This window comes from Bifidobacterium callitrichos DSM 23973 (genome assembly GCF_000741175.1).
GTDB classification, from domain to species: Bacteria; Actinomycetota; Actinomycetes; order Actinomycetales; family Bifidobacteriaceae; genus Bifidobacterium; species Bifidobacterium callitrichos.
In genome coordinates this window covers 173,937-197,884 of record NZ_JGYS01000001.1, presented here as the reverse complement: position 1 = coordinate 197,884, position 23,948 = coordinate 173,937, and the positions used below count along the sequence as shown (strand labels likewise).

Below are 23,948 nucleotides of genomic sequence, written 5' to 3'. Positions count from 1 at the left end.
GGTCACTCCACGTTGATGACGGGCGTGCCGGTCACCGTGTCGGTGACGATCCTGCCGTCCGCATCCGTCGCATACAGGCTCGCATCATCATTCACGGGCGTGACGTCCGGTGCGGGGCTGTCGCCCTGCACGGCGGCGATGCTGCCGTTCTTGATGCTCGCGGTGAGCTGGCTGCCGGCGTAGCCCGCCTCGGTGATGCTGTTGTTGCGCCACCATGCGTAGACGCCGGTGATGAGGGCGATCACGCCGGTGATCGCCGTGCTGACCTGGTAGCTGGTGAATGGGAGGATGGCGATGCCGGCGAGGGAGAGTCCGGTCTGGATAAGGCTGTAGAGCTGGACTGCGAGCAGTACGATCGATTTGATGCGTTCCGTGGTCAGACCGGGGATGGTGTCGGCCTTGTGGTCGGGGGTGCCTGTGGTGTTGGTCATGATTGTCTCCTTATCTATATCTATGGAGTCGGGTTGGTGGGGTTGTCCGGTGTGGACGGTTTGGGCGCGATGGGCGCGTCCTGTATGTCCGCGTTGACCTGTGTGCCGTGCCCGTTGCCGCCGAGCGAGTGGTATGCGTCGTAGATGCGTTGGGCGCGGAATTTCATGTCGTTGCTGGCGATGCCATGGTTGTCGTAGACCATGTGGTCCTGCATGGTTTCGAGGTTGCACAGGAGCAGGGTGCGCAGGCCCTCGTCGACGAGCCGGTCGTGGGCCTGTCGGCCGCGCATGTAGGCCATGAGCTCCTCATGCTCGCGTTTGCGCTGCACGTCCTCCTTCAGGGCGGCCCGCGCCATCTTCAGCTGACGCCAGAGGCCGCCGGCGATCCATCCGACCACGGCGATGATCAGTCCGGCGACGACGCTGGTGGTGATCTCGTCCACGGCTCACACTCCCCATGACAGGCTGCCGCGTCCGTTGTAGTCCTGTGACATGTAGCCGCCGCGCACGTACAGTGCGACCACGCCGGCGGTTGTGACGGACAGGCCGACGTAGCCCTCCTGATCCATGTATGTGAGATCCTGGATGACCATGGCGGTCTCCAGCTGTACCTTCGGGCGCAGCGTCTCGTCGAGGGTGAACAGTCTGGTCGTGCCGCTGGTCGGCAGCGTGCGCTCCACGTAGAGGGTGGCGACGTTGTTGACGACGACGAGCTTGCACCCGTTGGCGGGCGTGGTCACGTCCGCACTATGGCAGCGCAGCGTGTCCACCGTGTCGCCGGTTTTCTCGAGGCCCGTCCCGATCATCAGTCGGGCCATGCCGTCGTCTCCTGCGGCCAGGGCGAGTCCGGACGTGCTGCCCGCGCCGTGGGTGCGCAGGTTGAGGGTGCCGTCGTCCGTGACCTGCAGGCCGGTGCCGGGTTTGACGACGCCGGCCGTGCTGGCGGTGGCGATCGCGCTGCGCAGGGCCCAGTTGGGCAGCGCGTTGCCGACGGTGATGGTCTGCTTGGTGGCGTCGACGGTTTGGACGAGGTAGCCGTCGCCGTGCGAGTCGACGATGATCGCGCCCTCGTGGATGTCCTTCGCGGGCGTGGAAACCGGTGACGGGAAGATGTTTGCGAATCCGACCGTGCCACCGCTGGGCACGTCGACGTTCGCCAGGTGCATGCTGATGCCGGCCGGTCCGGCTGGTCCGGGCGCTCCGGTGGGGATCGTGAATCCGAGGTGGTAGGCGGTGTTCTGCCGGGTGACGGTGACCGTGGCCTTCGTGCCGGCCTCGCCGGTGGTCGTGTCGTCGACGAACAGGCCGAACGAGTTGACGGCGTCGAACGCGTCCTTCGCGGATTGTGCGGCCGCGGTCGCCGACGTGGCCGCCGCGTCCTGAGATGTCTTGGCGGCGTCCTGAGATGTCTTGGCGGCGGTCGCGCTGCCGGCCGCGGCGGATGCCGACGCGGCTGCGTTGGTTTCGCTGGTCTTCGCGTCCGCCTTGGACTGTTCCGCGGCCGCGGCGCTGGCGTTGGCGTTGGTCTCGCTGGCCTTGGCCGCGTCCTGAGAGGCCTTCGCGGCCGTGGCGCTGGCGGCCGCGTTGGTTTCGCTGGTCTTGGCCGCGGTGGCGCTGGTCTCGGATTGCTTCGCCGCGTCGGATGCGGCGGTCACGTACAGTTCGAACTGGGTCATGGCATCGGGGTCCTCGACGTGCATGACCGGCGTCTCGACGCGCATGGTGAACGTGCGGGTGGAGACGATCTGCGTGTGGTCCTGGTTGACGAGCTGGATGCTCATGCGCGTGCTGCCGCTCTTCATCGCGGGTCGGGGGATGATCGTCTCGAACGTGGCGGTCGCCTCGCCGTCGACGCGGGTCATGTCGCGGAAGTCGCCGGTCGCGTCGCCCGTGTTGTACAGGAGACGCGCGTCGAGCCCCTCACCGGGGTCGTCGACCCCGTTGTCCGTGTAGACGGCGCGCAGGATGGTGCCGTTGAGGTCGGCGCCGTTGACGGTCACGTCGGGCACGTACTGGGTGCTGGAATCCAGGTGCAGGACGATGGTCCGGTAGTCGTCCAAAGCCATAAGAATCTCCTCTCTCTTCTCAGCTGCGGAAGGCGAGCGTGTGCGACAGGCTCGGATCCGGCCGCGGGATGTTCATCTTGTCGAGATCGCTCTGGGACAGGGTCGGAGCGTTCGCCTCGAACTCGTCCAGCAGCTGCTTCGCGGTCGCGGTGTCCCCGTCGGCGAGCGCGCGGAGTGCGTCGTGGATGGTGGGGATGTCGATTTCGGTGACGCTGATGGGGAGTTGGTTGTAGGCGATGTCGGGTTGGTCGAGGTCCACGCCGTTGTCGGCGAGGGTGGTGAGTTGGGTGTCGAGTCGGTTTTGCATGGTGAGGCTGGCGTTGCTGATGGATGGGGTGAATCCGATGCCGCTGCCGGTGACCTGGACGTGGTTGTTGCCGTAGACGAGTGCGGCGTAGCTGCCGGCGAGGTCGACGCGTGAGTCGCTGTCGTGGATGAGGTTGGTGCTGCCGTCCTTCATGTCGAGGCGGTTGGTGCTGCCGTAGGAGAGTTCGAGGCCGTATACGCCGGCCCATCCGTCCGTGGAGAGGGTGAGGCCTGCGCTGGATTGTTGGAGGTTGATGGCGTTGGGTTCGAGGACGATGCTGCTGCCGGTGTCTCCGTTGCCTGGGTAGATGATGGTCGAGTTGGGGTAGCCGCCTTTGTCTCCGGTGAAGAGGAATGGGCTGTAGTTGGCGCAGATCATGTTGAGCCACCCGTTGTAGCTGCTGGCAGATCCCTCGATGCTGAACAGTTTCGACCCGTTGGAGTACATGTCGATCGAGTTGTTGTTGTTCTGGATGTAGTCGTTGTCGCTGTTGCCGAGGGTGACGCCTCGCAGGGCGAGTTCGCCCTGGTCGTCGATCATGAGTCCGCCGACCTCGCTGCCGCCTTCGGTGATGCGGAATCCGCTGCCGTCGATGATGGTGGTGAAACTGTGTCCGGCCATGGTGCCGTCGATGCGGATCTCGCCGGTGCCGAGGTCCATGGTGCCGCTGTTGAGGTCCCAGTAGTGGCCCTGGTCGTCGCTGATGCGCCCGCCCTGGAAATTCACCTCGCCCGTGCTCAGGTTGATGGTGAGGTTCCTGCCCTTGATGGTGCCGGTGTAGATGAGGTCGGCGACGAGTCCGCTGCCGGTGGCCATGGTCCGCCAGTCCCATGTGCCGTCGGATTTTCGGCTGTTGGCGACCCTGTAGTATCCGCCGCCGATTTGGATGACCTGCGTGGGGTTCTGGTCCTTGGGCTTGTCGTACACGTAGATGCCCTCGTTGGGTACGAGGTACGTGTAGCCGCCGGTCTGGTTCATGAGCGTGTTGAGGCCGTTGATGACGCCGTCCAGCCAGCTGGAGTCGACGTTCGCGGCCGCATCCCACGAGCCCTTGCTGTTCCATATCTTCTGCACGTCGGCTTCGACCTGCGATTGGTGTCGGCTCAGGGAGGGGATGATGCTGCCGAGTGTGATCTCCGCGTCGTCCGCGCCGCCCATCAGGTCGCGTTTCAATTTGAGGATTCTGCCGGACAGGCGCAGGGGTTCGGGCCAGCTGGTGTCGACGATCTGCACGGTGTCGCCGACGCCCACGCCGGTCAGGCCCATGACCGCGACCGACGCGGTGTAGGTGATCTGCGGGACGGTGCGTTGCGCGAGCTGCGCCTGCGCGTAGGCGAGCAGCTGGTTCGGGTCGTCGATGTCGGTGTCCTCGACGTAGCCGATGCGCGGTTGGGGCGTGCCGTCGGGGCCGGGTACGCCGAATGCCTCCTGTACGCTCCGGTCGGCGTCGAGATAGGGTTTGCCGTTGTTGACCGATTCGATGGTGAGCTTGGATCGTGTGGTCTGCTCGTCGCCGCTGCCGGTCGTGGTGTCGATCTCCTTGCCGTACGCGTACAGGCGGGTGATGACCGGATGGTCGCCGACCACGCGCTCCACCTCGGTCAGGTCCTTGCCGTAGGTGAAGCGTTTGCCGGTGTCGCCTCCCCTGTGTCTGTGCAGGTCCACGTACCGGCCGGTGACGGTCGTGTGCCCGGGGTCGAGGGTGACGTGCTGGTCGATCTCGTAGCCGAACGTGTCCGTGAGCTGCTGGAGCGCCTCGAGTCCGCTCGCATGCTCGAACTCGAACGACGCGCTCGTGGCGAGGCTTGGCTCGTCGATATGGCCTGCCTGCCAGCGGGAGCCGGACAGGATGCGTTCCAGCATCGCCTGCGGGGTGATGTTCTCAGGGTCCCAGCCCGTGAGGTACACGCTGTCGTCGAGTTCGCGCATCGATGGGACGAGTCTGGCCACGGTGACCGGCATGCCCTCCGCGCGAGTGCTTTTCACGCTCGCGCATATGGTCTCATGCCACGTGCCGGCGTCCTGGTAGAGGATGATGTCGTTGCGTTGGATGTCGCCGATCACGGTCAGGTCGAGCGAGTCGGATCCGTCCGTGGCCTGCGTGCGTACCGCCGACAACACCGTCAGATTCGACGCGGGACGGTTCCGCCCGTCGTAGTGATGGAAAAGCACGGTTTCTCCCTTGTGGTTTACATGAGCCAGAGGGGCTCGTATTCAATCCAGCCACCGGCACCGGTCACGGTCGCCTCGACCAGTCGGGGCGAGAGCATGGGGTAGTCGCTGTCGAGGGTCGGCTGGATCGGGTTCGACCCGTACGTGGATGTCTCCGCCGCGCAGTCGATCGTGAGGAGGCTGCCCGTGTATTCGCCGGCCGGTTGAATGCTGACCGACGTGATGGTCCTGGTCTGCGCGCGGGTGAACCGGTATGCGATGGTCCGCCCGCCGATGGCGATGCTCACGGTCTCGGCCGTGGGATCGGGTTGGAGCGTGATCACCGGCCATGCGGGCCGGTTGCCGTCGATCGAGAACCGGTTCGTTCCCCATGCGAGGGTGACGCGGGTTCGGCGCCCGTGCTGCAGGGCGTCGTCCGTGTGCAGGGTGAGCATGCCGGACGAGTACACGTAGCCGGCCGGGGAGAACACGTCCTGCCATTCGCCGACCTGCAGGGTGCCACGGTATTCGCCCAGCCACATGCTGGGCCATGCGATCGCCACGTGTCGGCCGTGCAGTCCGCCGAGGTCGGCCATGAGCCGTGGCCGGTCGTAGGCGGAGGCGAGCATGGTCAGGTTGATCGTGATGTCGCGTCCGTCGTCGTAGGCGTGGCCCATCGGGTCGCGCAGCGTCTGGTCGATGCGCCCGTGCCGTCCGGGCACGCTCACGTAGGAGGTGCGGGATTCGACGGCGGCGACCTGCACTCCGTCGGAGCCGATGATGCATGCCCAATCCGACAGGGGACGCCCGTCGATCAGCATGCTTGTGTCACGGGGCACGTAGTCCATCAGTATCCCATCCCCCTCAGCACTCCGAGCTGGTCGTTCATGGCCGGCGCCAACGCGATCGCGGCGGCGCGCGGACCCGAGTACGTGGTCACCACCGGCAGCCGTTGCAACGCGGCGGCGAACGCCGTGGCGAGCCGCTCGTCGCTGATCGCCGTATTATCCGCCGTGGTTGCGGGTGTGGTGGCGGTGATCGGCCGGGTGAGCGACGGGTCGATGCTCGGTAGGTTCCGCGTATCCCACTGGACGTGCGGGCTGATGTCGAGGCTGTCCGCCTGCGTGGCCAGCAGACCGTTGAGACTCGTCATGGCCTTGGTGACCTGCGGCATGCCCCTGGTCAGGCCGTCCGCGAGGCCCGCGCCGATCATGAGGCCTACCTGGTCTCGGAACACTCGTGATGGCGAGTGGATGCCCAACGCGGATTTGGCCGCGTTGACCATGCCGCTCAACGCGCTTTTGATCTTCGAGTACAGTCCGCCGATCGCGCTGTTGATGCCGTTCCACAGACCGGCGATGATGTTGCGTCCGGCGGATACGAGCAGGCTGCCCGCGTTGCCGAACCATCCGCGGATTTTGCCGGGGATCGAGCCGATCGTGGACTGGATTCGGCCGACCAGCGAGCTGGCTGCGGAGACCATGGCGTTGAACGAGCTCTGGATGCCGTTGACGGCGCTGCGGATGCCGTTGCCGACCGCGGTCATCACCGTGCTGATCACGGTGGCGATCATGTTGAACGCCTTGCTGACCAGCGACTGGAAGCCGGTGATGGCCGCGCCCGCGGAGTTCACCGCGGTGGAGATCACGTTCACGACGGTCTGGAAGGCGGTACTCACCGCGGCGGCGATCGATGAGACGATGCCGCCGATCACGGTGAAGATGCCCTGGAATATCGCGCTCACGTTGCTTGCCATGCCGGCGACGGCCGAGGTGACGACGCTGATCGCGTTGATGACCGTGGAGATCACCGACGCGACGACGGCCACGATGTTCGTCACCGTGGTGACCACGAGGCCGATCGCGGACACGATGCCGCTGACCACGGACACGACCACGGACAGTACCGTCTGGATCAACGGCATGATCATCTGGATGCCGCTGACGATGATCTGCACGACATTCGAGATGATCGTCGCCAGACCGCTGATCGCCGGCATGATCGCGGTCGCGAGGTTCATGAGCGCGCTCATGATGCTCTGGACCACGGGCATCAGAGCGCTCATCAGCTGGGTGATCAGCGGGGCGACCGCGTTCATGACCTGCGTGACGAGCTGCATGATCTGCGTGATGACGGGTGTGATCTGCTGGATCACGGGCACGAGCTGCTGGATCGCGGACGCCAGCAGAGGCATGATCGACGTGACGATGCCGCCGACCATGGCGATGACCTGTCCGATGACCGGCAGCAGGCTGGCGATCATGCTCTGGATGCCCGGGAGGATCGCCGCTATCGCGCCGCCGAGCACGCTCGCCACGCTCGTGAGGATGCTCACCAGCGACGGGAGGATCGCCGCGCCGAGCTGCTGCAGCTGGCCGCCGAACTGGGTGACAAGCAGTCGGACCGCGCCGAGCGGGCTCATCAGACTCATCAGTGTCGTGCCGACCGTCACCAGTCCGGTGACGGTGCCGCCGCCGGCGCTGAACGCCGACATGAACGCAGTGCCGACCTGTTTGACGATGGTGATGATCCCGGTGAACGCCTGGGTGATGACGGGGATCGCCTGCGAGAACGCGGATGACAGTTTCCCGCCGATCCCCGCGAATGCCGTCGGTATTGCCTGCCCGACCTGCATGGCCGTGTCCCGGATCTTCAGGAGCGTCGCGATGATCGGCGAATCCCCGTCGATATGCAGCGCGCTGCTGATCGCAGTGCCGATGCCCCCGCTCTTGAGGTAGTTGACGAGGGATGTGAATCGGTCGGTCACGCCGGTGACGAAGTCCGCCATGGCGTTCATCGCGCCGGTCAGCGCGGGTTTGACAGCGTCCAGTATGGTCGAGCCGAGTTTGACCATCGACGCCTGGAGGTTGCCGGTCGCGCCCTCGATCGTGCTGGCCGAGGTCGCGGCCTTGACCGCCACGTCGCTCATGCCGAGCTGCATGAGCGCCTGGTTGAATTCGTCGGCGGTGATCTCGCCCTTAGCCATCGCGTCGCGGAAATCACCCGTGTACGCGCCGTTGGCCTTCATGGCCTCCTGCAGTTTGCCGGAGGCACCCGGGATCGCGTCGGCGATCTGGTTCCAATTCTCGGTGGTCAGCTTTCCGGCGCCGGCCGTCTGGGTGAGGGCCATGGCGACGCTTCTGAATTCGTTCGCGCCACCGCCGGCGACGGCGGTGAGATTGCCCGCCGCCTCGCTCAGCTTGTCGTAGTTGGGGACGCCGTTGGCGGCGAGCTGGGCGGTCGTGTTGCGGATGTCGGACAGGCCGAACACGGTCTTGTCCGCGTACGCCTGCGTGCTTTCGGTGAGCCGTTTGATCTGCTCGGTCGAAACTCCGGCAAAACTCAGCGTGCTGCCGAATTTCTGCGCGGAGTCGGATGCCTCGATGATCTCGCCGGACAGGCCGGCGAACGAATCGACCACCTTGCCGGCGATGCTGCCGGCGATACCGGCGACCGCGCCGATCTTCGAACCGAAGCCGCTCGAGAAGCCGCCGCCCGCCGCCATGCCGGCCTTGCTGCCGGCCGACGTGCTCGCCGAGCCGAACGCCCTCTCGATCGCGGTGCCCACGCCCTGCATGGACGGGACGATCTGCACATACGCCTGAGCCAAACGGGTACCAGCAGCCATCAGCGGCTCCTCACTATTCAGTTGTCAAACAAAAAGGGACGACCCTATTCAGTCGCCCCACGAGGCGCGCTCAACCGCGCCAGCAGATCCGGGATCGGCAGTGCGACGACGCCGGCCTCACGCGGACGATGCGACGCCTGCTGTCGTGTGGTCGTCGGCGCATGGTCGAAGCCGGGCCTGTGGATCGCGTTGTCCCAGCGTGCACCGCGCTTGGCGCCCGCCTCGGATTTCGTCCACGCGATGAAGTCCAGCCGGTCGCTCATGTTCGCGAGCAGCTGCATCCACGCCGGCCACTCCAAACGGGGGTCGAGACGACGCCAGCCCATCGCGTCCGGCGGCAGGTTCGCGGCCAGATCCGCCACCCGCCCCACACGCAGAGTCCCGCCCAATTCGTCGAGGTCGAGCCCGTAGAAACGCTGGAAATCGGCCCGGAGTGCATCCGGACCGTGCACCAGCATCGCCACGAGCGTCACGAGTTTGGGTTCGCCGCCTCCATGAGGTCCGTGAGGAAGGTGTCCAGCGCCTCGCTCGTGATGCGTCCATCCTCGCCGCGCAGCGCGTCCTTGACCTCCTCATACTTGTCACCGAGCAGGCGACGCAACAGAGGTACCGCCTTGAGCGGGTTCTCCCCTGACTGGACATCGTACAGATCCTCAACGATCTCGTAGTCATCGAACAGCTCCGGATCGATGGTCAGGGTGACGCCGTGGACGGTCACGGTTTTCGGAGAGGGATGCAACGGGGATTTGGGCATGGGAGACCTTTCTATATATGGGGGTTATTGTCGTTTGTAATCGAGCCATATGCCTGACTCGCTGTCGGTGGGATCCTGGTAGATGCGTATGTAGTCGACGAGCAGGTCATGGGCCGGGTCTATCAATGCGGTTTTGTTGACTCCGGGAGCGTCGCTATGGACGACGTAGTCGAGGATGAGGTATCTCGGGTCGTCCCAGCATGTGTCCCCGGTGGTGTCACCGACCGGTTTGGGCATGTCGGATCGGGTGAACCGTCGGTATTCGTGGCCGTTGAGGTAACAGATCATGAGATCGCGTGTCCATAGCAGTCCGAGTACGCTCCACATGTTATCGATGAGCTGGCTTGGGCTGGTGATATAGGCGTGATCCCTGTCCGTGGCACCAAGGGTGTTGAGTCCGTCGTAACCGTTGCACCATTTGTGCATGGTCGTCGCCTGGCTGCCTTGGCCGTCGCCCTCCATGAGATCCAGTTCCAGGGTTTCACGCGCCGAGGCGTCGGGGTTGGCGGGATCGGATTGCATCCAGATGCTTGGCCATCCACCATATGACTGGTTCGCGCGGAAGCGAGTCTCGAGATACCCGTACCGGTATTCAAATCCGTTTTTGGAGCTGATGGCGCCGGCGTTGCGTACGCGTCCCGGATATGGGGGGCCACCCGCGTCGTCGGTCAGATGGAAGCGGATCATGTTGCCGTCGATGGTGCGCCATGGCGGCAGGAGCTGAGGGTATGCGGGCGCGTCCTCCGGGCTCGCCGACGCCCATACGGCCGTGTCGCCCTGCGCGAATTCGTCCGACCATGCCAGCCTGTACCCGGCGGGCGTCCATCGGGTGCCGGGATCGGACGTGTCGGCGTATTTCGCGGCGAGCGTCATCTCCGTGGGGACGCTGAGTCGGTCGTCCAGCAACAGTCGGCGTCGTCCGGTGTCATAGGTGATGCCCCGGACGACGCCATCATTATCGAGCGTCAGCCCGTCGAACAGCCGCCCGGAGAGTATGCGCAGGCGGTGGTACCCGTCGGCCAGTCGCAGATCGCAGGGTTCACCCGACGTAAGCGTCACGAAAGGAGGCGACGCCCTGCGGTTGGATGGGCTTGACCCATTCGCTCGCCGTGGATCCTCGCTCGAGTTGGATTTTGACTGATGCGGCGGTCGCCTCCGGCAGATCCTCGAGGGACGGATACCATTTCGAGCCGATCAGCAGTTCGACCGGCGTCGCATATCCCTCGACAGGGACGGTGAAGGTACCGGTGTCGTCCTGGATGACCGTTGCCAGATCGTTAGTGCAGATCGACGGCTTGTAGCCCTCGGGCATGCCCGAGGCGCTGAGCGTGTACGTCTCGCCCGGCAGGAGGAAGCCGTCGTTGATCGGATAGTGCGGGCCGGATCCGATGACGGTGCTCTTGCCAGACAGTTTCAGGGATCCGTCCTCGTTGAGTTCGACAGTGATGCCGGCCGCGTTGTCCATGGCCGGCATGTACGCGATGTTGCGAGATAACGGTGTCGGCAGCGTGGTGTTGCCTGCGTACAGGATCGATCGGTCGATCGTTTTGACGGCCGCGACCGTGATCACACGTCCCTCGGGCTCCTTGACCACACCGGACGCGGGCAGGATCGACCATCCGTCCGGCAGCGTGCCGCCCGGTGTGACCGTGGGGATACCGTCCGGGTCGGTGATCGTATACCGATCCTCGTAGCCGGCCGGGGGCGCGGGTACGATGATCCGCTGACCGTCCGGCCACGCAGCCGCATGAACCGCGAGCTCAGCGGTCACCGTCACCGGGACCTCAATGCTTTTCGCCGGGTCCGCAACGCTGGTAATCTTGACCGTGGTGCTGCCGGGTTTCAAGCCTGTGAGGGTATACCCCCCCCCCCGATTGCTTTTTGTTCCGCCATTTTGTGCTCCTTAGTTGATTTGGTGGACGTCGAGGGTGACGTCCTCGTCGTATGTTTGGCCCGCATCGCCGGTCAGGATGAGGATATTGTAGACGCCGGCGGTCAGATGTCTGGTTTGCTCGCCTTCCTCGAATATCCACAGGTTGGTCTGATCGTCTGTCGAGACCTTCGATGTCAGGCTCGATCCGGTCTTGCGGCTTAGGGTGGCCTTGTAGTCGCCCTCGGCGAGCTTCAGGCTGATGGGGAGGGCGACCCAGTTGATTGTGCCTGTGCCGGCGACGTGGATGCTGCCATCCGTGTTGCGGCTGAACGTCACGCCCTTCGAGGTGAAGGGCAGTTGGGGCGTGTACAGGTTCGCGCCCTCGACCCTGACGGGGACGGCGGCCTTTATGGCCGGGTCGAGCGTGGACGCGACCCGGATGCTGGATTGACCGAGGACGCGGCCGGTAATACCGATGCTGGGCATAGGATGAATCCTTTCGAATGGGCCCATCCCATGCCGAGCGGGATGGGTTATTGGTATGGGATGTAGTCGTGGGCCGTGTCGCCGTCCTCGAGCATGGGATGCACGGTCAGATCGATCGTGGCCCCGCCCTGCACGCCCACGACCGGGGTCACGCTCGCATGCTCCGGCAGGGTGAACGTGAGGGTTTTCGCGTTGCCGTTCGAGGTCGGGATGATCATGTACCGATCGGGTTGATCGTCGACCGACATGATGCAGAACAGGATGATGCCGGTCATGTCGTCCTTGCAGGAGAGCGTGTACTCGCCAGCCGGCAGTGCTATTTTCTGGCCGTCGCTCAATGGGTAGAAATCGGTGCGATTGCTGATCCCCTCGGGCAGAGTACTCACGCCTTTGAGGCGGATGCCGCCGTCCGATGCCACGGTGCATGAGATTCCATCGGCCGTCTGCTCCTGTGGCGCGTGCCACAGGTTTTTGAGCGGGGCGAGCACGGTAACGGGGATGCCCACGGTTTTGGTGGGGTCGAGGATGCTAGCGACGCGCACTGTGGTATTGCCTTTACGGCGGCCGATCAGCCCCCCCCCCCGATGCTGTTCTGGATCATTGAAAATGCCTCCTGTCAGATGGTTCAGATGGTGTTGAGTTTGATGGTGCGTCGGGTCAGTCCGTTGTCAATGACGAGGCTACCCGAGTTCGTGCTGCCCGAAACCTTGGTCGCGACCGGATTCTCGTACCCCTCGGTTTCGAACATGCCGTATGGTCCGCCACGCAGTTCGATAAGGTTGGTCGTGCCGTCCGCCGTGTTGTCGCACAGGACCGGGATGGCGGGGCTCTTGTAGTCGGGTATGCCCTCGACGGGATGGTCGAGGATCGTGTCCCGGCCGGTGAGCATGGACACCGTGTTGCCGCTCGCCCCGCCTTGGAAGCGCACGCACCCGTAGCCAGGCAAGGGCAAGGCATTTTGCAGGCTGGATCCGTGGGCGGCCACGCGCGAGCAGGACAGGGCGACGACCATGTTGCCGACGGCCGAGTCTCCGAAGCGGATGGCAGCACCGCCCACCCAGTCGAGATTCACTCCGATCAGCGTGAATGTTTCTGCGAAGCCGTCGAAAATGATCGCGTCGCCGTGCACGCTGTCACATCGCACGCCGATCAGTGTGCTGATTGCGCCCGACAGGCGGATGAACGTCTCCAAGTTGAATCCGTAGAGCCCGTAGATGATGCAGTCGTTGCCGATGTCGAATCCGGTGTGGCATTCGTAGGCGGCGCAGTTAGTCAGGTCCTTGGCGGTGCCGACCACGTAGCCCGTGCGCGAGGCGCCGGTGACCACGACCCGGTGTGCGCCGATGCCGACCCTGAGACCGTCGACGTTGCTGCGGATCACGGTCTCCACGCTCCATCCGCCATAGTCCGACGCGGAGTCTCCCGGTCTGAGCTTGGTGCGGTCGTCCTTGATGGTGCATGCGCCGCAGTTGATCCACACACCCTCGATCTCATCGCCCGTCACGCACGCCACGCCCGTGAAAGTGGCATGGGCGAAATTGAGTTTAGTGCCGGGTACGCGCACGCCCTGGGACCAGCCGACAGGAGGGTATTCGCCCACCAGGCGCGTGCCCGTGCCCATGGTGATGGGACTGTCGCACCGGTAGGATCCCGAGGGCATGCGCACCACGGGCCGGCTCGTGTTGTCGCCCTCGACCAGCATCGCGAACAGCTTGTTGAGCCGGCCGGAGATATCCGTGTCCATGTTGGGGAATATTCCCGCGATCCGGCAGTCCATGTCCTGCGGGATCCGCAGCACGGCCGTGAGCGTGTCTCCTACCGCGATGAGCCTCCATCCGTCCAGCTGGTCGTTGGCCTGTCGGGCGCGGATGTCGTACGCGGCCGCGCCGCCGTCACCGGGCGTCGCCCAGCCGCGCGTGGCGACCACGTCGCCCGACGTGAGGCCGGCGGACGCCATGGCGGGCACCGAGTCGAGCGCTCGGGATTCGAGTGAGTTGAGTCGGACGCTGGTGATCACGTCGCCCGTCCTCCATACATGTGAAACCACCATGACTTGCTACTCCCCTTACTTGATTTTGCCCAGCATCGGACGGATGGTGAGATCGATCTGCTGGCCGGCCTCGACATTCATCAGCATGACGATGATTCGGTAGGTGCCGGCGTCCAGATGCCCCTCGACGGTGCCGGACGTGGACAGGATCGACGTGTTGGATCCCGCGGTGCGGATCACGAACGTCGCCTTGTCGGGCTTGTCGATGCCGAGGTAATACGTGCCCGCATCGAGGCCCATTGAGTATTCGACGCTGGTCCATCCGGCGGCTGGGACCGTGCCGGTGGCGTGGATCGAGTCCTCGCCCTCGCGGTCCCATGACAAGCCGTTCGATTTGATGCTGGCAGGGACGGTGAGCAGGTTACTCCTCACGCGTACGGGTATGCTGACCGCGACCGCGGGATCCGCGGCGGACGCGACCTTCAGGGCCGCGTCGCCGGTCTTGTTGCCGATGACACTCATATGCGTGCTCCTTACTGGTTGTTGGGGTTGGGGATGGTCGCGGCAATGGTCTGCCGCCATGTCGTGTCCGCAGTCAGTGGGCCGCCGGCGGGCAGGACGGCCCGCCATGAGCGGTCGGGGGTGGTGATCTCGGCGAGCAGGCCCACCGCGCCGGGGTCACCGCCGGGACCTCCCATGGGGGTGACGCGCAGCACACCACCCGGGCAGTCTGATTGCGCGCACGGGACGAGACTGTCCCAGTTGGCCCGGCCGAACGCGGTCTCCAATGCCGGGAGCATGCCGGGCTTGGAGGCGATGCCGGACAGGGTGAGTGGGGAGGCGTGGGGCATGTGGAGCCGGCCGAGATCGATGCGGTGCGTGGCCGCGCGCGTCCAGTCGGACGAGTCGAGCAGATGCGCCGGCGCGGTCCCGATGCGCGAGTCCATGATCGACAGGCCCGGATGCGTGGAGCCCGATCCGACGGGCGGGTCGAGGTAGGCGACGCATGACTGGTCAGAGTCGGGGGTCGCGTACTCGACGTACGCGAGGATCGTGCACATGGGCTGGTCGGTCAGGCGGATCGCACGCACGAGCCCGTCGCTGACGAGCATGCCGATCGTGTAATAGTCTCCCTCCACGCTCACGCCGGTCACCGTCTGGTCGCCGCGCACCCCGTCGCACCAGCAGTGCACCACGTCCGCCCAGCTGTCCGCGCCGGTCAATCGCACGCCGACACGGCAGTTGACCGCGCCGAGCTTGTCCCACCGGTCGTCCGTGCTGTCGAGCAGCAGCCCAGTGTCGGCCAGCGTTTTCGTGTTGGACGCCTGCAAGCGACCCGACAGGCCCAGACTGTGGGTGATGGTGATGCCGACGCCGGTGAAATCGCGCGCCATGAGATTGAAATCCCCGCCGTACGCCCCGTCCATCATGATCCCGTCGCGGGCGTGCCCGTCCAGATCGACGCGCAGGCTGATGCCGGTGTCCGCCGGGACCTTGTCCGCGTACCGGTAGCGGATTGACACGGCCGGCCCCTCCACGTCCGCATCGAGCACGAGCCGGCTGCCGTGGGGACAGGAGATGCGGCGTGGGCTGGATAGGACCAGCGGTGTGCGGAAATGGTAGTCGCCCTGCGCGAATGCGATGCTCCTGCCCGCCGTGGAAAAATACTCGTTCAGCGGGACGGCGTTGTCGAAATCGGGGTCGTTGGCGCGGCAGCCGATGCTCTCGGCCGAGATCATTCCCAGTGCGACCTGCGCGGGTGTGGCGGCGTCGATGATCCCCGACTCCATATGGGCCAGCGCCCGTGCGGTGAGCACGTCGCCGGAGTGCAGTCCCAGCGGCGTGTAGCTCATCCGATCCTCGCCTCGCCCACGCGCGACTCGTCCACGGTGGCCGCCTTGGAGTCGTCCACCACGCTCACGATGTCCGGGTCATCGCTGGTAATGACCACGCCCTGATACGCCTCGGCGGGCAGGATATTCACCGCCGGGTCCAATGCCTCGCCGACTCGCATGGTGATCGGGTTGGGCGTGACCTCGATGCCGGTCGGGGCGACCGAGTTGGTGAACGTCATTTCGGCGGTGTGGTTGCCGTCGTGCGTGGTCACGGTGATCTTGGTCGTGCCCGCCTTCGCGGTGGTGGTCAGGATCTTGTGCAGCGGGGCCGCGCCGGTCTTGGTGAAATCGGCGATGGTTTTATCGCTTGACGTCCATGTGACCGCCTGGTCGTCTGCGTCGGCCGGGGTGAGCACGCAGCCGAGCGTGTAGTCGTGTGACAGGACGCCCGCCACGGGGGTATCCGCCGTGAACGCTACGCTTTCGACCGTGCCGGTCGACGGGGCGGGCAGGACCGCGGTGCCGACCGCGCGAGCCTTCGCGCCCTGCGTGGTGACGTGCACGACGGTGATGACCTGTCCCGCCGTGCCCGTGATCTGACCGTTTTCGGGCCATTCGACCCAGCCGTCGGCCGTGGCGAGCACCTGATCGTACGCGACGGTCGGTTTGGCGTCCGCGTTGGTGATCTTGTAGCGTCGCAGTTCCCCGTTGGCGGGGGCCTGGTCCACGGTGACGGTCTGGCCGCCCTTGCGGGTGACCGCGGTCACGGTCAGCGCGTAGAGCTGGACGCCGGTGATGGTGACCGGCGTGCTGGTGATCTGGGTGCCGTCGTCGTTGGCGAGGGTGGCGGTGATCTGGGTGGCGCCGGGTTTGGTGAGGGTGAGCGCGCCGCCTGCGGTGATGGTGCCGTTGCCGGCAGGGTCGAGCGCCCATTCGGCGTTGGCGGTCGGCTGGCCGGTGGTGCCGTCCGAGTAGTGGGGTACCGCGACCAGATTGATGGTCTTGTTGAGTTCGAGCTGGCCGGGCACGGGCGTGCCGTCGGCGGCCAGCATGATCGGATTGTCAGCCATGCGATCCTCCTATCTCACTTGCCCGCCGCGGGCAGCGTGGCCTTGCCGTATGCGCGGACGTGTTTGTCCGTGGTGATGTCGGCGACGGATGCGATCTGGCCTTCGGCGCCGGTCACCTGTCCGTTGGCGGGGAATGCGACCCATTTCGGGTCGCCGAGCTCCACGTCGTACGTGATCGCGGGTTCCTTGCCGGCATCGTCGATGCGGTACACGCGGGCCAGTCCCTCTCCTGCGGTCTGCGTGACGGTGATGGTCTGTCCGCCGGTGCGGGGTGCGGCGGTCACGGTGAGCGCGGTCAGCGTGCCGGCCGGCGTGGTGGCGATGGGGGCGATGTAGTCGACGCTGGTGGCGAGCTGGCCGGTCGGGGACGGGATGCGGCTCGACGCGTTCGCGTTGAGGGTCACGTCGTAGATGACCGGGTCGGAGGAATGCTCCTGGATGTCGCCACGGCTGTTGAGGGTGCCGCGGTCGATGACGGTGCGCTTGACCCTGTTGCCGGTGATGAGGCGTTCGAGCACGTACGTGGTCGGCTCGGTGTCGGGGAACGTGTGCCATGCGGTGTATTTGCGCAGGAGCTCGTCGAGCTGCGCGTCGTCCACGGTCACGTTGTCCTCGCCGTAGTAGGCTTTGAGGACCTGTTCGTTGAGTTCGAGGAACGGGATCTCGTAGGTTTCCGAATAGCTTGAGACGACGGTCATGACGGTGTTGCCGTCCATGTCGGTGACGCTGGTCGTGTCCGTGCTGGAGCTGTTGGTGATGCCGTCCTCGCCGATCAGGCCGCATGGCTTGAAGATCGCGTCGAGCGGTGTGGCGGCGTCCTTGGGGAGCTTGTCGTCGGTGACGAGTCGGGTGGGTGCGCGGTACACGCAGCCCGAACTCAAGCCCTTGCCGAACGAAACGTTCTGCGGGTTGCCGCTGGTGGCCAAAGCATGATGTTCTCCTTAATATAGAGGTGTTATCGGCCGTCGTTCTTCACATCGACGGTGATGAGGATCTGGTAGCGGGGGATGTCGCCGAGAGGGAAGTTCACGGTCGACTGGATGGTGACGCCGGTGACCGCGTCCAGCAGGGGGTCGGCGGGCATGGCGAGCAGGCGATGCCGGACGAGTCCGGCGGTCTGCGAGCACTCGTAGCGGCTCACGCCCCATACCTGTATGGCGACCATGGGGTGGCCTCCGACCGGCCCGTCGTCCCCGCCGGTGCGTTCGACCGTGATGAACCGTTGCGGACGGTCGGCTGGCACGTCCATGCTCGCGGGATAGTCCCGCAATGCGGGGTCCGTGTTGAGCCATTGGACGAGGAGCGTTTCGATGTTGGCCATCAGCCGCCCCCACTGCCGAGGGCTTTGGCGAGCGTGTTGTGGAGCATGTTGTCCACGGCCGTGTAGCCTGCGGTGGTACTGTCCCTGCCGGTGGTGACCAGGGCGATGGTGCCCTCGGGGGATTCCCTCGCGGGCACGGCCTTGTATTCGGCCTCGGGGATCTGCTTCATGCCGTTGGCTGCTGCGGCGATGCGGTCGGCCTGTTCGTCGACCAGTGGCGCGCACTGGCGGCGGTAGGCGCGGAATCCCGCCAGATCGAGTTTCACGCTGCTGCCCATGGTGTCTATCCCTTCGAGATGGTGGCGGTGACCGCGAGTCCCCAGTCGGTGGGTGTCATGTCCACGCCGTAGGGTTGCGGGTCGCCGATCACGCGGTAGGTGACGCCCTCGTAGCGGATGAGCGCGTTGCGCAGGCTCCGCCATGTCCAGCTGCGGGGCATGTAGAACGTCATCGGATTGTCGACCCCGTCGGGGCGCGTGGTCTCGGTCGCGTCACTGCTGGTTCCGGGGGCGACGAGCACGTCGGACACCGTTTCGGTGTCGTCGATGGTCCAGACGATGTCGTTGCCGGGGTCGCGTCGGCCGGAGTCGGTGCGGTAGGTGATGGTGATCTCGCGACCCTTCATCGGCCGGCCTCCGATGTCAGGAGGCTGACCGAGTAGGCGGTTTGCACGCCCTGGCCGAGGGATTGTTTCTCCGACGCGGTCAGGTACAGGTCGCCGGTGGGGTTGCTGTACGAGTACATCTGCGAGAATGGGCCGACGGTCTGCTGGGATTGGGTGATGCCCAGTGCGGCCGAGTCGCCGGCGATCATGGCCCGTTTGACCATCGCGCAGGCGATGCGCCGCAGGGTCTTCGCGGATGCGTTGACCCATCCGGGGCAGTCGGTCATGATCTTGTCGCTGGCGTCGTCGAGCAGCGATGCGGCCGTTTCGGCCTCGTCGGGCGTGAGCTTGCGCCAGCGTGATTCGAGATCCGAGACCGTTGCGAACGGCGGTTCGACCGTGGCCTTGGGGATGATGGGTTCGAGGAATTCGGGGCCGTGCATGTCGGCCTCGAATCAGTCGCCCGCGAGCTGGATGGTGACCGACGTGATGACCTTCGGCGGTTCCGGCTTCATCTGGCCGGATGCGACCAGCGCGTCGATCAGCTTGTTGACCGTGGTCTGCGCGCTGGCGGCGTCGGTGGCCTTGGGCACGTATTCGGCCGGGTTGGACGGCGTTCCGCCGCCGGTCAGGTCGATCGGGTTGCCGTCCGGGTCGTAGAGGTATACGTCCTTGTCGAACACGCCTCGCTCGTGGTGTTCCTCGTCGCCCGGGTGGGCGATCAGGTTCTGTGGTACGAAGAGAGCCATGGTGGGTCTCCGATCACTTGGCGCGGGAGGTCTTGGCGGAGGCGGCCGGCGCGGACTTGAGGACCGCGAACGCCTTCGGTTCCAGCACCGCGTAGGAGAAGAACGCTTCGGTGCGGTAGGCGATCTGGTTGTGGGCCTTCAGGTCGACGCCGGTCTGGTCCGGGTCGCCGTAGGGGATGATCTCGCTCGTGATGTCGCGGATCATGCCCCACTTGATCAGGCTGAAGTCGCCCATGATCGCGAGCACGTTGGTCGGGGTCTTGGCGAGCGTGCCGTTGACGGTGCCGGACGTGGCCGCGTCGATGCCTTCGAGGTTGCCGACGTTGAGGTTGAGCGGGATGTCCGGGTAGAAGCGCATGCCTGTGTTCGGCACGCGGACCTTGCGCAGGCGGGACGCCCACGTGCGGGACAGGGCGACGCCGTTGATGTCGTACGTCTGGTTCAGGGCGTCGGCCAGCGCGTCCACGTTCTGGACCTCGTCGTCGCCGGCGGTGACCTGCACGGCCTGGTCCGCGAGCGCGTCGAATCCGGTGAGCTTTTCGCCGCTCTTGGGGTTGATCGCATGGTAGACGACGTAGTCGAGGGCGCGGGCGAGGGCCTGCGCCTGGTCGGTCTGAATGCTGGAGATGATCTGGAAGCGGTTGTCCTCGTCCTCCCATTTGAGCTCGCTGGAGACTCGCGTGGTGGTCTGGACCTTGAATCGCTTGCCGGTCACGTAGTCGAGGTCCTGCTCGTAGGTGCTCTTGGTCTGGCCTTCGGCGGTCACGTCCGCCTCGGCCTTGCCGTTGAACACCATGTATTCCTTGTCGGTGAAGATCTGCGGGGTGCTCGGGCTGAGGGCCGCGATCGTGCTGGTGTCCTTGACCTTGTCGATCACCGCGCTGGCGACCGTCTTGGGCAGGTGGACCTGTGTGGTGTCCATCACCATTGGTGTTGTCCTTTCGATTTGTGGTTACGGGTTAGATGTTGGCGAAGAGGCTGTTCGCCCAGGAGCGTTCCTCCGTGCCGGAGGCGGGAGTCGATGGGGTCTTGCCCTGGTTGGGCATGCCCTTGGGTTTGGGGTGCGCCCACTGGTCGAGGGCCTTCGCGTATGCCTTCATGTCGTCGAGGGTGTCGCCGTGCAGCAGGTCCGCGGGTACGCCGGTCTCCTTGGAGACCTGCGTCTTCCATTCGTTCTGCTGTTTCTCGGCCTCGTAGGCGGCGTTCCTGGCCTCGAGGTCCCTGATGCGTTTCGCGGTCTTCTCCGCGTCGCTCATCTGGGATTCCTTGAGCTTTTCCAGCTCCGCGGCCGCGTCCGAGTTGGCCTTGGCGCGTTTCTCCCAGTCGCGGGAGTGTTGGCGCATCGACTCGTACTTGGCCTTCCAGTCGATCGTGTCGGCCGGATCGGCGTCGGACTGGCCCGTTGCGGACTGGCCCGCGTCATCACCGGCGCCGCCCGCGTCCGTACCGGCGTCCGCGAGACGGATGCGGTCACGGTAGTGGCGATGCCAGGGCATGTCGAGGTTGAACATGTTGTATCTCCTTACGTCAGCCCATTTCGGGCATGAAAAAAGCCACCCGATCGAGGTGGCTTGGAAAATTGGTTTTCGGCTATATGCCGATGGCGGAGGAACCGTCCCTATAGCTTTCCTTGTGCTTTGAGACGGTCGTATTCGTCGGCCAGATCATTGGTGGAAAAGAGCAGCCCGGCGCGGAATCGTTGCTTCGCCTCATGGGAGATCCAGTCCTGCTTTTCTTCCGCATATGGGTGGACACCCGTTTTTTCGTAGATCGAGGCAAGCTGCTGAGGATCGGTTACACGCTTGAGATCGCCAGGATGGAAGACGAAGCGGTCGTATTCCTCATCGTGTTCGTTGTCGCTCATGTCGTCCAGTCTACCAGTCTGATGAACACTATCGGCCATCCGGGGTATTGCCGACGCCGTCGACCTGAAGACGAGTGCCACGTGGTAGGAGCACTTCTTCCTGCCGTTTTGCGGCTTTGCTGATGGGCTGGAGATAGACGGCGTTGGTGCCGGAGGGCACGAGTATCCGGGTCGCCACGCGATCGAGGCTTTTGTCGGCGAGCACCCCGCCCTCGAGAAGAGAGGTGGCCATGTATCCTGCATGGCCAAACACATCGTTCCTCTGGAGATCGAAGACCCCTTCGATGGACTTCAATTCGAAGGTGTCAAGTGGCATGAGTCGGTCCACGGTGAACTGATGGGTGGTCCAGTGATCGCTTATGGCCTCATCGATGACGTCGATCCGTTGCCGTACGTCGTCGCTCATGGGAATCCGACCGTACAGAGCGCCGTTGGTTTCCTTGAATGTGCCATCCGTCCAGCCGCGTAATGTCTTCTGTTTATGTTCGGGGGTGTATTGGTCCCATGGCATGCGAACGGTGAAATCGGATAGTCTTGTCAGTTCATCGGCAGTCGGCCTGATGACGGCGTGCGACCAGCGGATCTGCGGTTGCGGGACCACGCCGTCCTTGAGATCCTCCGGGTGTAGTCGTCGCATGGCGGCCAGTGCGGAACGGTATCCGTTGCCCTTGCCTGCGGCTTTGACTCCTTCCTGATACATCTGCATGTACGTGTCGGGATCGTAGCCGTCGAGGGTCTGTCTGCCCCAGCTGGGATGATGCGGCAGTGGCAGTCGGCGTGGTATTGCATCTGCCGGCCGGCCGTGTCCTCGCTCGTGTAGACGAATCCGCGGGAGGCAAGCATGACGCAGAACGCGCAGGCCTTGCCGTTGGGCACACGGGCCCATTTCGGTTTCGACGGGTCGATGCGCAGGTTGCGCTGCGTGGTCAGTCGTGCGGACGATTCGATCATGTCGGCGATGAACTGCTGCGCGTCATCGGTATTCGACAGGTCGGGCCACAGGTCGTCGATCGTCAGGCCGGCGCGGGATTGGCCGTTTTTGACCTGCCTGTAGGTCAGGCCGGCATAGTCCGTGTTGTTGAACCCATGCTGGGTCTGCCACAGGGCGCGGTCGGGGTCCAGCAGGTCGGTGTGGTCGAAATCGGGGATGTCGACGCCGGCGTATTCGTGCCAGAGCTCGCGCACCTGGTCGTAGTAGTCGTTTGACAACTGGGAGGCGTCACGCGAGTAGGATCGTACGAGCTCCTTGATGTCAAGGTCGCCGGCGTTGACGGCGGTCTCGATGTCGTCGGTGGCCGCGTCAGTCAGGTTGTCCAGATTGGTCTGGTAGTCCCTGTACGCCTGATCCAGCAGTCGTTGCAGTTCCGGCGACGCCGGTCGACTGTCCGCCATCCGCCGTCACCTCCTGCTGCGCCGTGCGCTGTTTGAGCGCGTCCACGTTGCGTTGGGCCCGTTGCCGCGCCTGATACGAGCGGAACGATTTGAGTTCGTCGGCGTTGAGGCCGAGCATGCCGAGTCCCACATCGCTGTCGCCCCAATCGGCGTTGACGCCGGCGACCTTGGCGTAGTAGTCGGCGCGGGCAGCGTCGCTCACCTCGCGGGTCGGAGCCCACAGTGGGCGGATGCCGGTCAGGTCCGGCGGCGAGTCCGTGTTGTCCCTGAGCTGGCAGGCGATGCGCATCGCGTTCATCAGCTGCACGCCGAACGCCCGGTTCTGCCGGTTCGCCACGCGCGTCAGCTGGTTCTCGCTGGCCGCGAGGGCCTCGGCGCTGGTCGGGTTCGTGAGCCGGATGCCGAGGTTTTCAGCGGGGATGTCGGTCTCGCTGCTGGCGAGCATGGCGATGGTCTCGAGCATGTCGCCGTGCGGCTGCATCGAGGCCTGCGTGACCTGCTGCAGTGTGGGGATGTCGCCGTTCTGGTCGCGTGATACCGCGTTGATCGAGCTGACGAGCGAGTTCCAGGTGTCCGCGCTGAACGCGTCCTTGGACAGGCCGAGGAACCAGATCTTCGGCACCGAATAGAATTCGGCGCTGGCCTCCATGCGGACCATGGTGCGCATGGCCATGTCCGTGAGGTTCATGAGCGCGCGGTTGATGCGGCTGCGGCCGAAAGGGCGGCCCATCTGCCGGTCGTAGACGATCGGCACGACGCTGACACGGTCCAGCTTGTTGGTCTGTATGTCCGTGACGGTCCACGAGCCGCCGTTTTTGACGCACGCGTAGTTGCGGCCGGGCAGCCATACATTGAACGAGGTCATGTTGCCGTACCGGTCGTTGTCGGTCACGGTGAGCGCGGCGGCGATCCTGCGGTGCGTGTTGTCCCAGATCGCGGCGGACCAGTCGGCCGAGCGGGGGGTGATCAGGATCCGTTCCCCCGTCGGGTCCTCGGGATCGTAGTCGACCGTGAGAAACGCGCAGGAGTGCTTGTAGCAGCTGATGATGGCCTCGCCGACCGAGTCGGTCAGTTCGTTGCCGTCGACGAGTTCGGGGATGCCGTGATCGTCGACGCCCTTGGGGAGCTCGAATCCCTCGAACACGGATTTGTCGGCGAGCGCGCGGACGCTTTTCTGTGGCCAGCCGACCACGATGCCGGCTTTTTGGGCGACGATGTTCGGGATCGAAATGCCGAGGTTGTTGAATTGTTCCTTGGCGTCGTAGAACGCGCTGCGTAGGAGGTTGCGCGGGTAGTGGTCGCGCCAGACCTTGAGCAGCTGGCGGATGGCGTCCATGTCGTCGTCGGGGACGCCGTCGATGTGGCGGATCTGGGAGCTTGCGATGCTCAGGTACGGGGTGCCGGAGGCGATGGAGTAGTCAGACATG

At 64.8% G+C, this 23,948-nt stretch carries 28 protein-coding genes; all 28 read right to left on the bottom strand.

Annotated features, from left to right (window positions below; all coding sequences use genetic code 11):
• Positions 1-2: 2 nt before the first annotated feature.
• On the bottom strand, positions 3-431 hold the full coding sequence (locus BCAL_RS01015) for a phage holin (RefSeq protein ID WP_052119301.1): 429 nt from the start codon (positions 429-431) through the stop codon (positions 3-5).
• Between the two features lie 20 nt (positions 432-451).
• Positions 452-874, bottom strand: a complete 423-nt coding sequence (locus tag BCAL_RS01010; protein WP_043167395.1) for a hypothetical protein — start codon at positions 872-874, stop codon at positions 452-454.
• Positions 875-877: 3 nt separating this feature from the next.
• Positions 878-2,497 carry a hypothetical protein gene (locus BCAL_RS12035; RefSeq protein WP_052119302.1) on the bottom strand — a complete coding sequence of 540 codons (1,620 nt, stop codon included), beginning with the start codon at positions 2,495-2,497 and terminating at the stop codon, positions 878-880.
• 19 nt (positions 2,498-2,516) lie between these two features.
• A complete protein-coding gene (locus tag BCAL_RS12030; protein WP_052119303.1) occupies positions 2,517-4,976 on the bottom strand; it encodes a phage tail spike protein in 2,460 nt (819 codons plus the stop codon).
• Between the two features lie 17 nt (positions 4,977-4,993).
• A complete protein-coding gene (locus BCAL_RS00995; RefSeq protein ID WP_043167397.1) occupies positions 4,994-5,803 on the bottom strand; it encodes a hypothetical protein in 810 nt (269 codons plus the stop codon).
• Complete coding sequence (locus BCAL_RS13540; protein WP_081887163.1) at positions 5,803-8,583, bottom strand: tape measure protein; 2,781 nt, start codon at positions 8,581-8,583, stop codon at positions 5,803-5,805. The genes BCAL_RS00995 and BCAL_RS13540 overlap by 1 nt, the downstream gene beginning before the upstream one ends.
• A 44-nt stretch (positions 8,584-8,627) precedes the next feature.
• Positions 8,628-9,041: a hypothetical protein gene (locus BCAL_RS00985; RefSeq protein ID WP_043167465.1), complete on the bottom strand. Its 414-nt coding sequence runs from the start codon at positions 9,039-9,041 to the stop codon at positions 8,628-8,630.
• An 11-nt stretch (positions 9,042-9,052) separates the two neighbouring features.
• Entirely contained in the window at positions 9,053-9,337 is a 285-nt protein-coding gene (locus tag BCAL_RS00980) for a hypothetical protein (RefSeq protein WP_043167399.1), read from the bottom strand.
• Positions 9,338-9,361: 24 nt separating this feature from the next.
• Complete coding sequence (locus BCAL_RS00975; RefSeq protein ID WP_043167401.1) at positions 9,362-10,396, bottom strand: glycoside hydrolase family 16 protein; 1,035 nt, start codon at positions 10,394-10,396, stop codon at positions 9,362-9,364.
• Entirely contained in the window at positions 10,377-11,114 is a 738-nt protein-coding gene (locus BCAL_RS00970) for a hypothetical protein (RefSeq protein ID WP_043167403.1), read from the bottom strand. The genes BCAL_RS00975 and BCAL_RS00970 overlap by 20 nt, the downstream gene beginning before the upstream one ends.
• Positions 11,115-11,240: 126 nt before the next feature.
• Positions 11,241-11,696: a hypothetical protein gene (locus BCAL_RS00965; RefSeq protein WP_043167405.1), complete on the bottom strand. Its 456-nt coding sequence runs from the start codon at positions 11,694-11,696 to the stop codon at positions 11,241-11,243.
• A 47-nt stretch (positions 11,697-11,743) separates the two neighbouring features.
• Entirely contained in the window at positions 11,744-12,238 is a 495-nt protein-coding gene (locus tag BCAL_RS00960) for a hypothetical protein (RefSeq protein WP_043167407.1), read from the bottom strand.
• Positions 12,239-12,321: 83 nt separating this feature from the next.
• Positions 12,322-13,746 carry a hypothetical protein gene (locus BCAL_RS00955; RefSeq protein ID WP_152600422.1) on the bottom strand — a complete coding sequence of 475 codons (1,425 nt, stop codon included), beginning with the start codon at positions 13,744-13,746 and terminating at the stop codon, positions 12,322-12,324.
• 15 nt (positions 13,747-13,761) lie between these two features.
• Complete coding sequence (locus tag BCAL_RS00950) at positions 13,762-14,208, bottom strand: hypothetical protein (protein ID WP_043167410.1); 447 nt, start codon at positions 14,206-14,208, stop codon at positions 13,762-13,764.
• Positions 14,209-14,219: 11 nt separating this feature from the next.
• On the bottom strand, positions 14,220-15,539 hold the full coding sequence (locus BCAL_RS00945; protein ID WP_043167412.1) for a hypothetical protein: 1,320 nt from the start codon (positions 15,537-15,539) through the stop codon (positions 14,220-14,222).
• The gene (locus tag BCAL_RS13370) at positions 15,536-16,591 is read right to left on the bottom strand and encodes an Ig-like domain-containing protein (protein ID WP_081976599.1); all 1,056 of its coding nucleotides are present in this window, start codon (positions 16,589-16,591) and stop codon (positions 15,536-15,538) included. Before BCAL_RS13370 ends, BCAL_RS00945 begins: the two co-directional genes overlap by 4 nt.
• Positions 16,592-16,605: 14 nt before the next feature.
• Entirely contained in the window at positions 16,606-17,517 is a 912-nt protein-coding gene (locus tag BCAL_RS12020; RefSeq protein WP_052401179.1) for an HAD family hydrolase, read from the bottom strand.
• 29 nt (positions 17,518-17,546) lie between these two features.
• The gene (locus BCAL_RS00925) at positions 17,547-17,912 is read right to left on the bottom strand and encodes a hypothetical protein (RefSeq protein WP_043167413.1); all 366 of its coding nucleotides are present in this window, start codon (positions 17,910-17,912) and stop codon (positions 17,547-17,549) included.
• On the bottom strand, positions 17,912-18,190 hold the full coding sequence (locus BCAL_RS00920) for a hypothetical protein (RefSeq protein ID WP_043167414.1): 279 nt from the start codon (positions 18,188-18,190) through the stop codon (positions 17,912-17,914). Before BCAL_RS00920 ends, BCAL_RS00925 begins: the two co-directional genes overlap by 1 nt.
• Before the next feature lie 5 nt (positions 18,191-18,195).
• Positions 18,196-18,537, bottom strand: a complete 342-nt coding sequence (locus BCAL_RS00915) for a hypothetical protein (RefSeq protein WP_043167415.1) — start codon at positions 18,535-18,537, stop codon at positions 18,196-18,198.
• The gene (locus BCAL_RS00910) at positions 18,534-18,959 is read right to left on the bottom strand and encodes a Gp19/Gp15/Gp42 family protein (protein ID WP_052119307.1); all 426 of its coding nucleotides are present in this window, start codon (positions 18,957-18,959) and stop codon (positions 18,534-18,536) included. Before BCAL_RS00910 ends, BCAL_RS00915 begins: the two co-directional genes overlap by 4 nt.
• 12 nt (positions 18,960-18,971) lie before the next feature.
• Complete coding sequence (locus BCAL_RS00905; RefSeq protein ID WP_043167416.1) at positions 18,972-19,265, bottom strand: hypothetical protein; 294 nt, start codon at positions 19,263-19,265, stop codon at positions 18,972-18,974.
• 13 nt (positions 19,266-19,278) lie between these two features.
• Positions 19,279-20,193, bottom strand: coding sequence for a phage major capsid family protein (locus BCAL_RS00900; protein ID WP_043167417.1), 915 nt, complete (start codon positions 20,191-20,193; stop codon positions 19,279-19,281).
• Between the two features lie 31 nt (positions 20,194-20,224).
• Positions 20,225-20,776 (bottom strand): heavy metal transporter, encoded by a 552-nt coding sequence (locus BCAL_RS00895; protein ID WP_043167419.1) that lies wholly within the window; start codon positions 20,774-20,776, stop codon positions 20,225-20,227.
• A gap of 107 nt (positions 20,777-20,883) precedes the next feature.
• The gene (locus BCAL_RS00890) at positions 20,884-21,129 is read right to left on the bottom strand and encodes a hypothetical protein (protein WP_043167421.1); all 246 of its coding nucleotides are present in this window, start codon (positions 21,127-21,129) and stop codon (positions 20,884-20,886) included.
• A gap of 28 nt (positions 21,130-21,157) precedes the next feature.
• Entirely contained in the window at positions 21,158-21,640 is a 483-nt protein-coding gene (locus BCAL_RS12505; protein WP_238549585.1) for an ADP-ribosyltransferase, read from the bottom strand.
• Positions 21,641-21,666: 26 nt separating this feature from the next.
• Positions 21,667-22,521, bottom strand: coding sequence for a VG15 protein (locus BCAL_RS13005; RefSeq protein ID WP_156101945.1), 855 nt, complete (start codon positions 22,519-22,521; stop codon positions 21,667-21,669).
• Positions 22,430-23,947: a phage portal protein gene (locus BCAL_RS00875; RefSeq protein WP_043167423.1), complete on the bottom strand. Its 1,518-nt coding sequence runs from the start codon at positions 23,945-23,947 to the stop codon at positions 22,430-22,432. The genes BCAL_RS13005 and BCAL_RS00875 overlap by 92 nt, the downstream gene beginning before the upstream one ends.
• Position 23,948 lies beyond the last annotated feature (1 nt).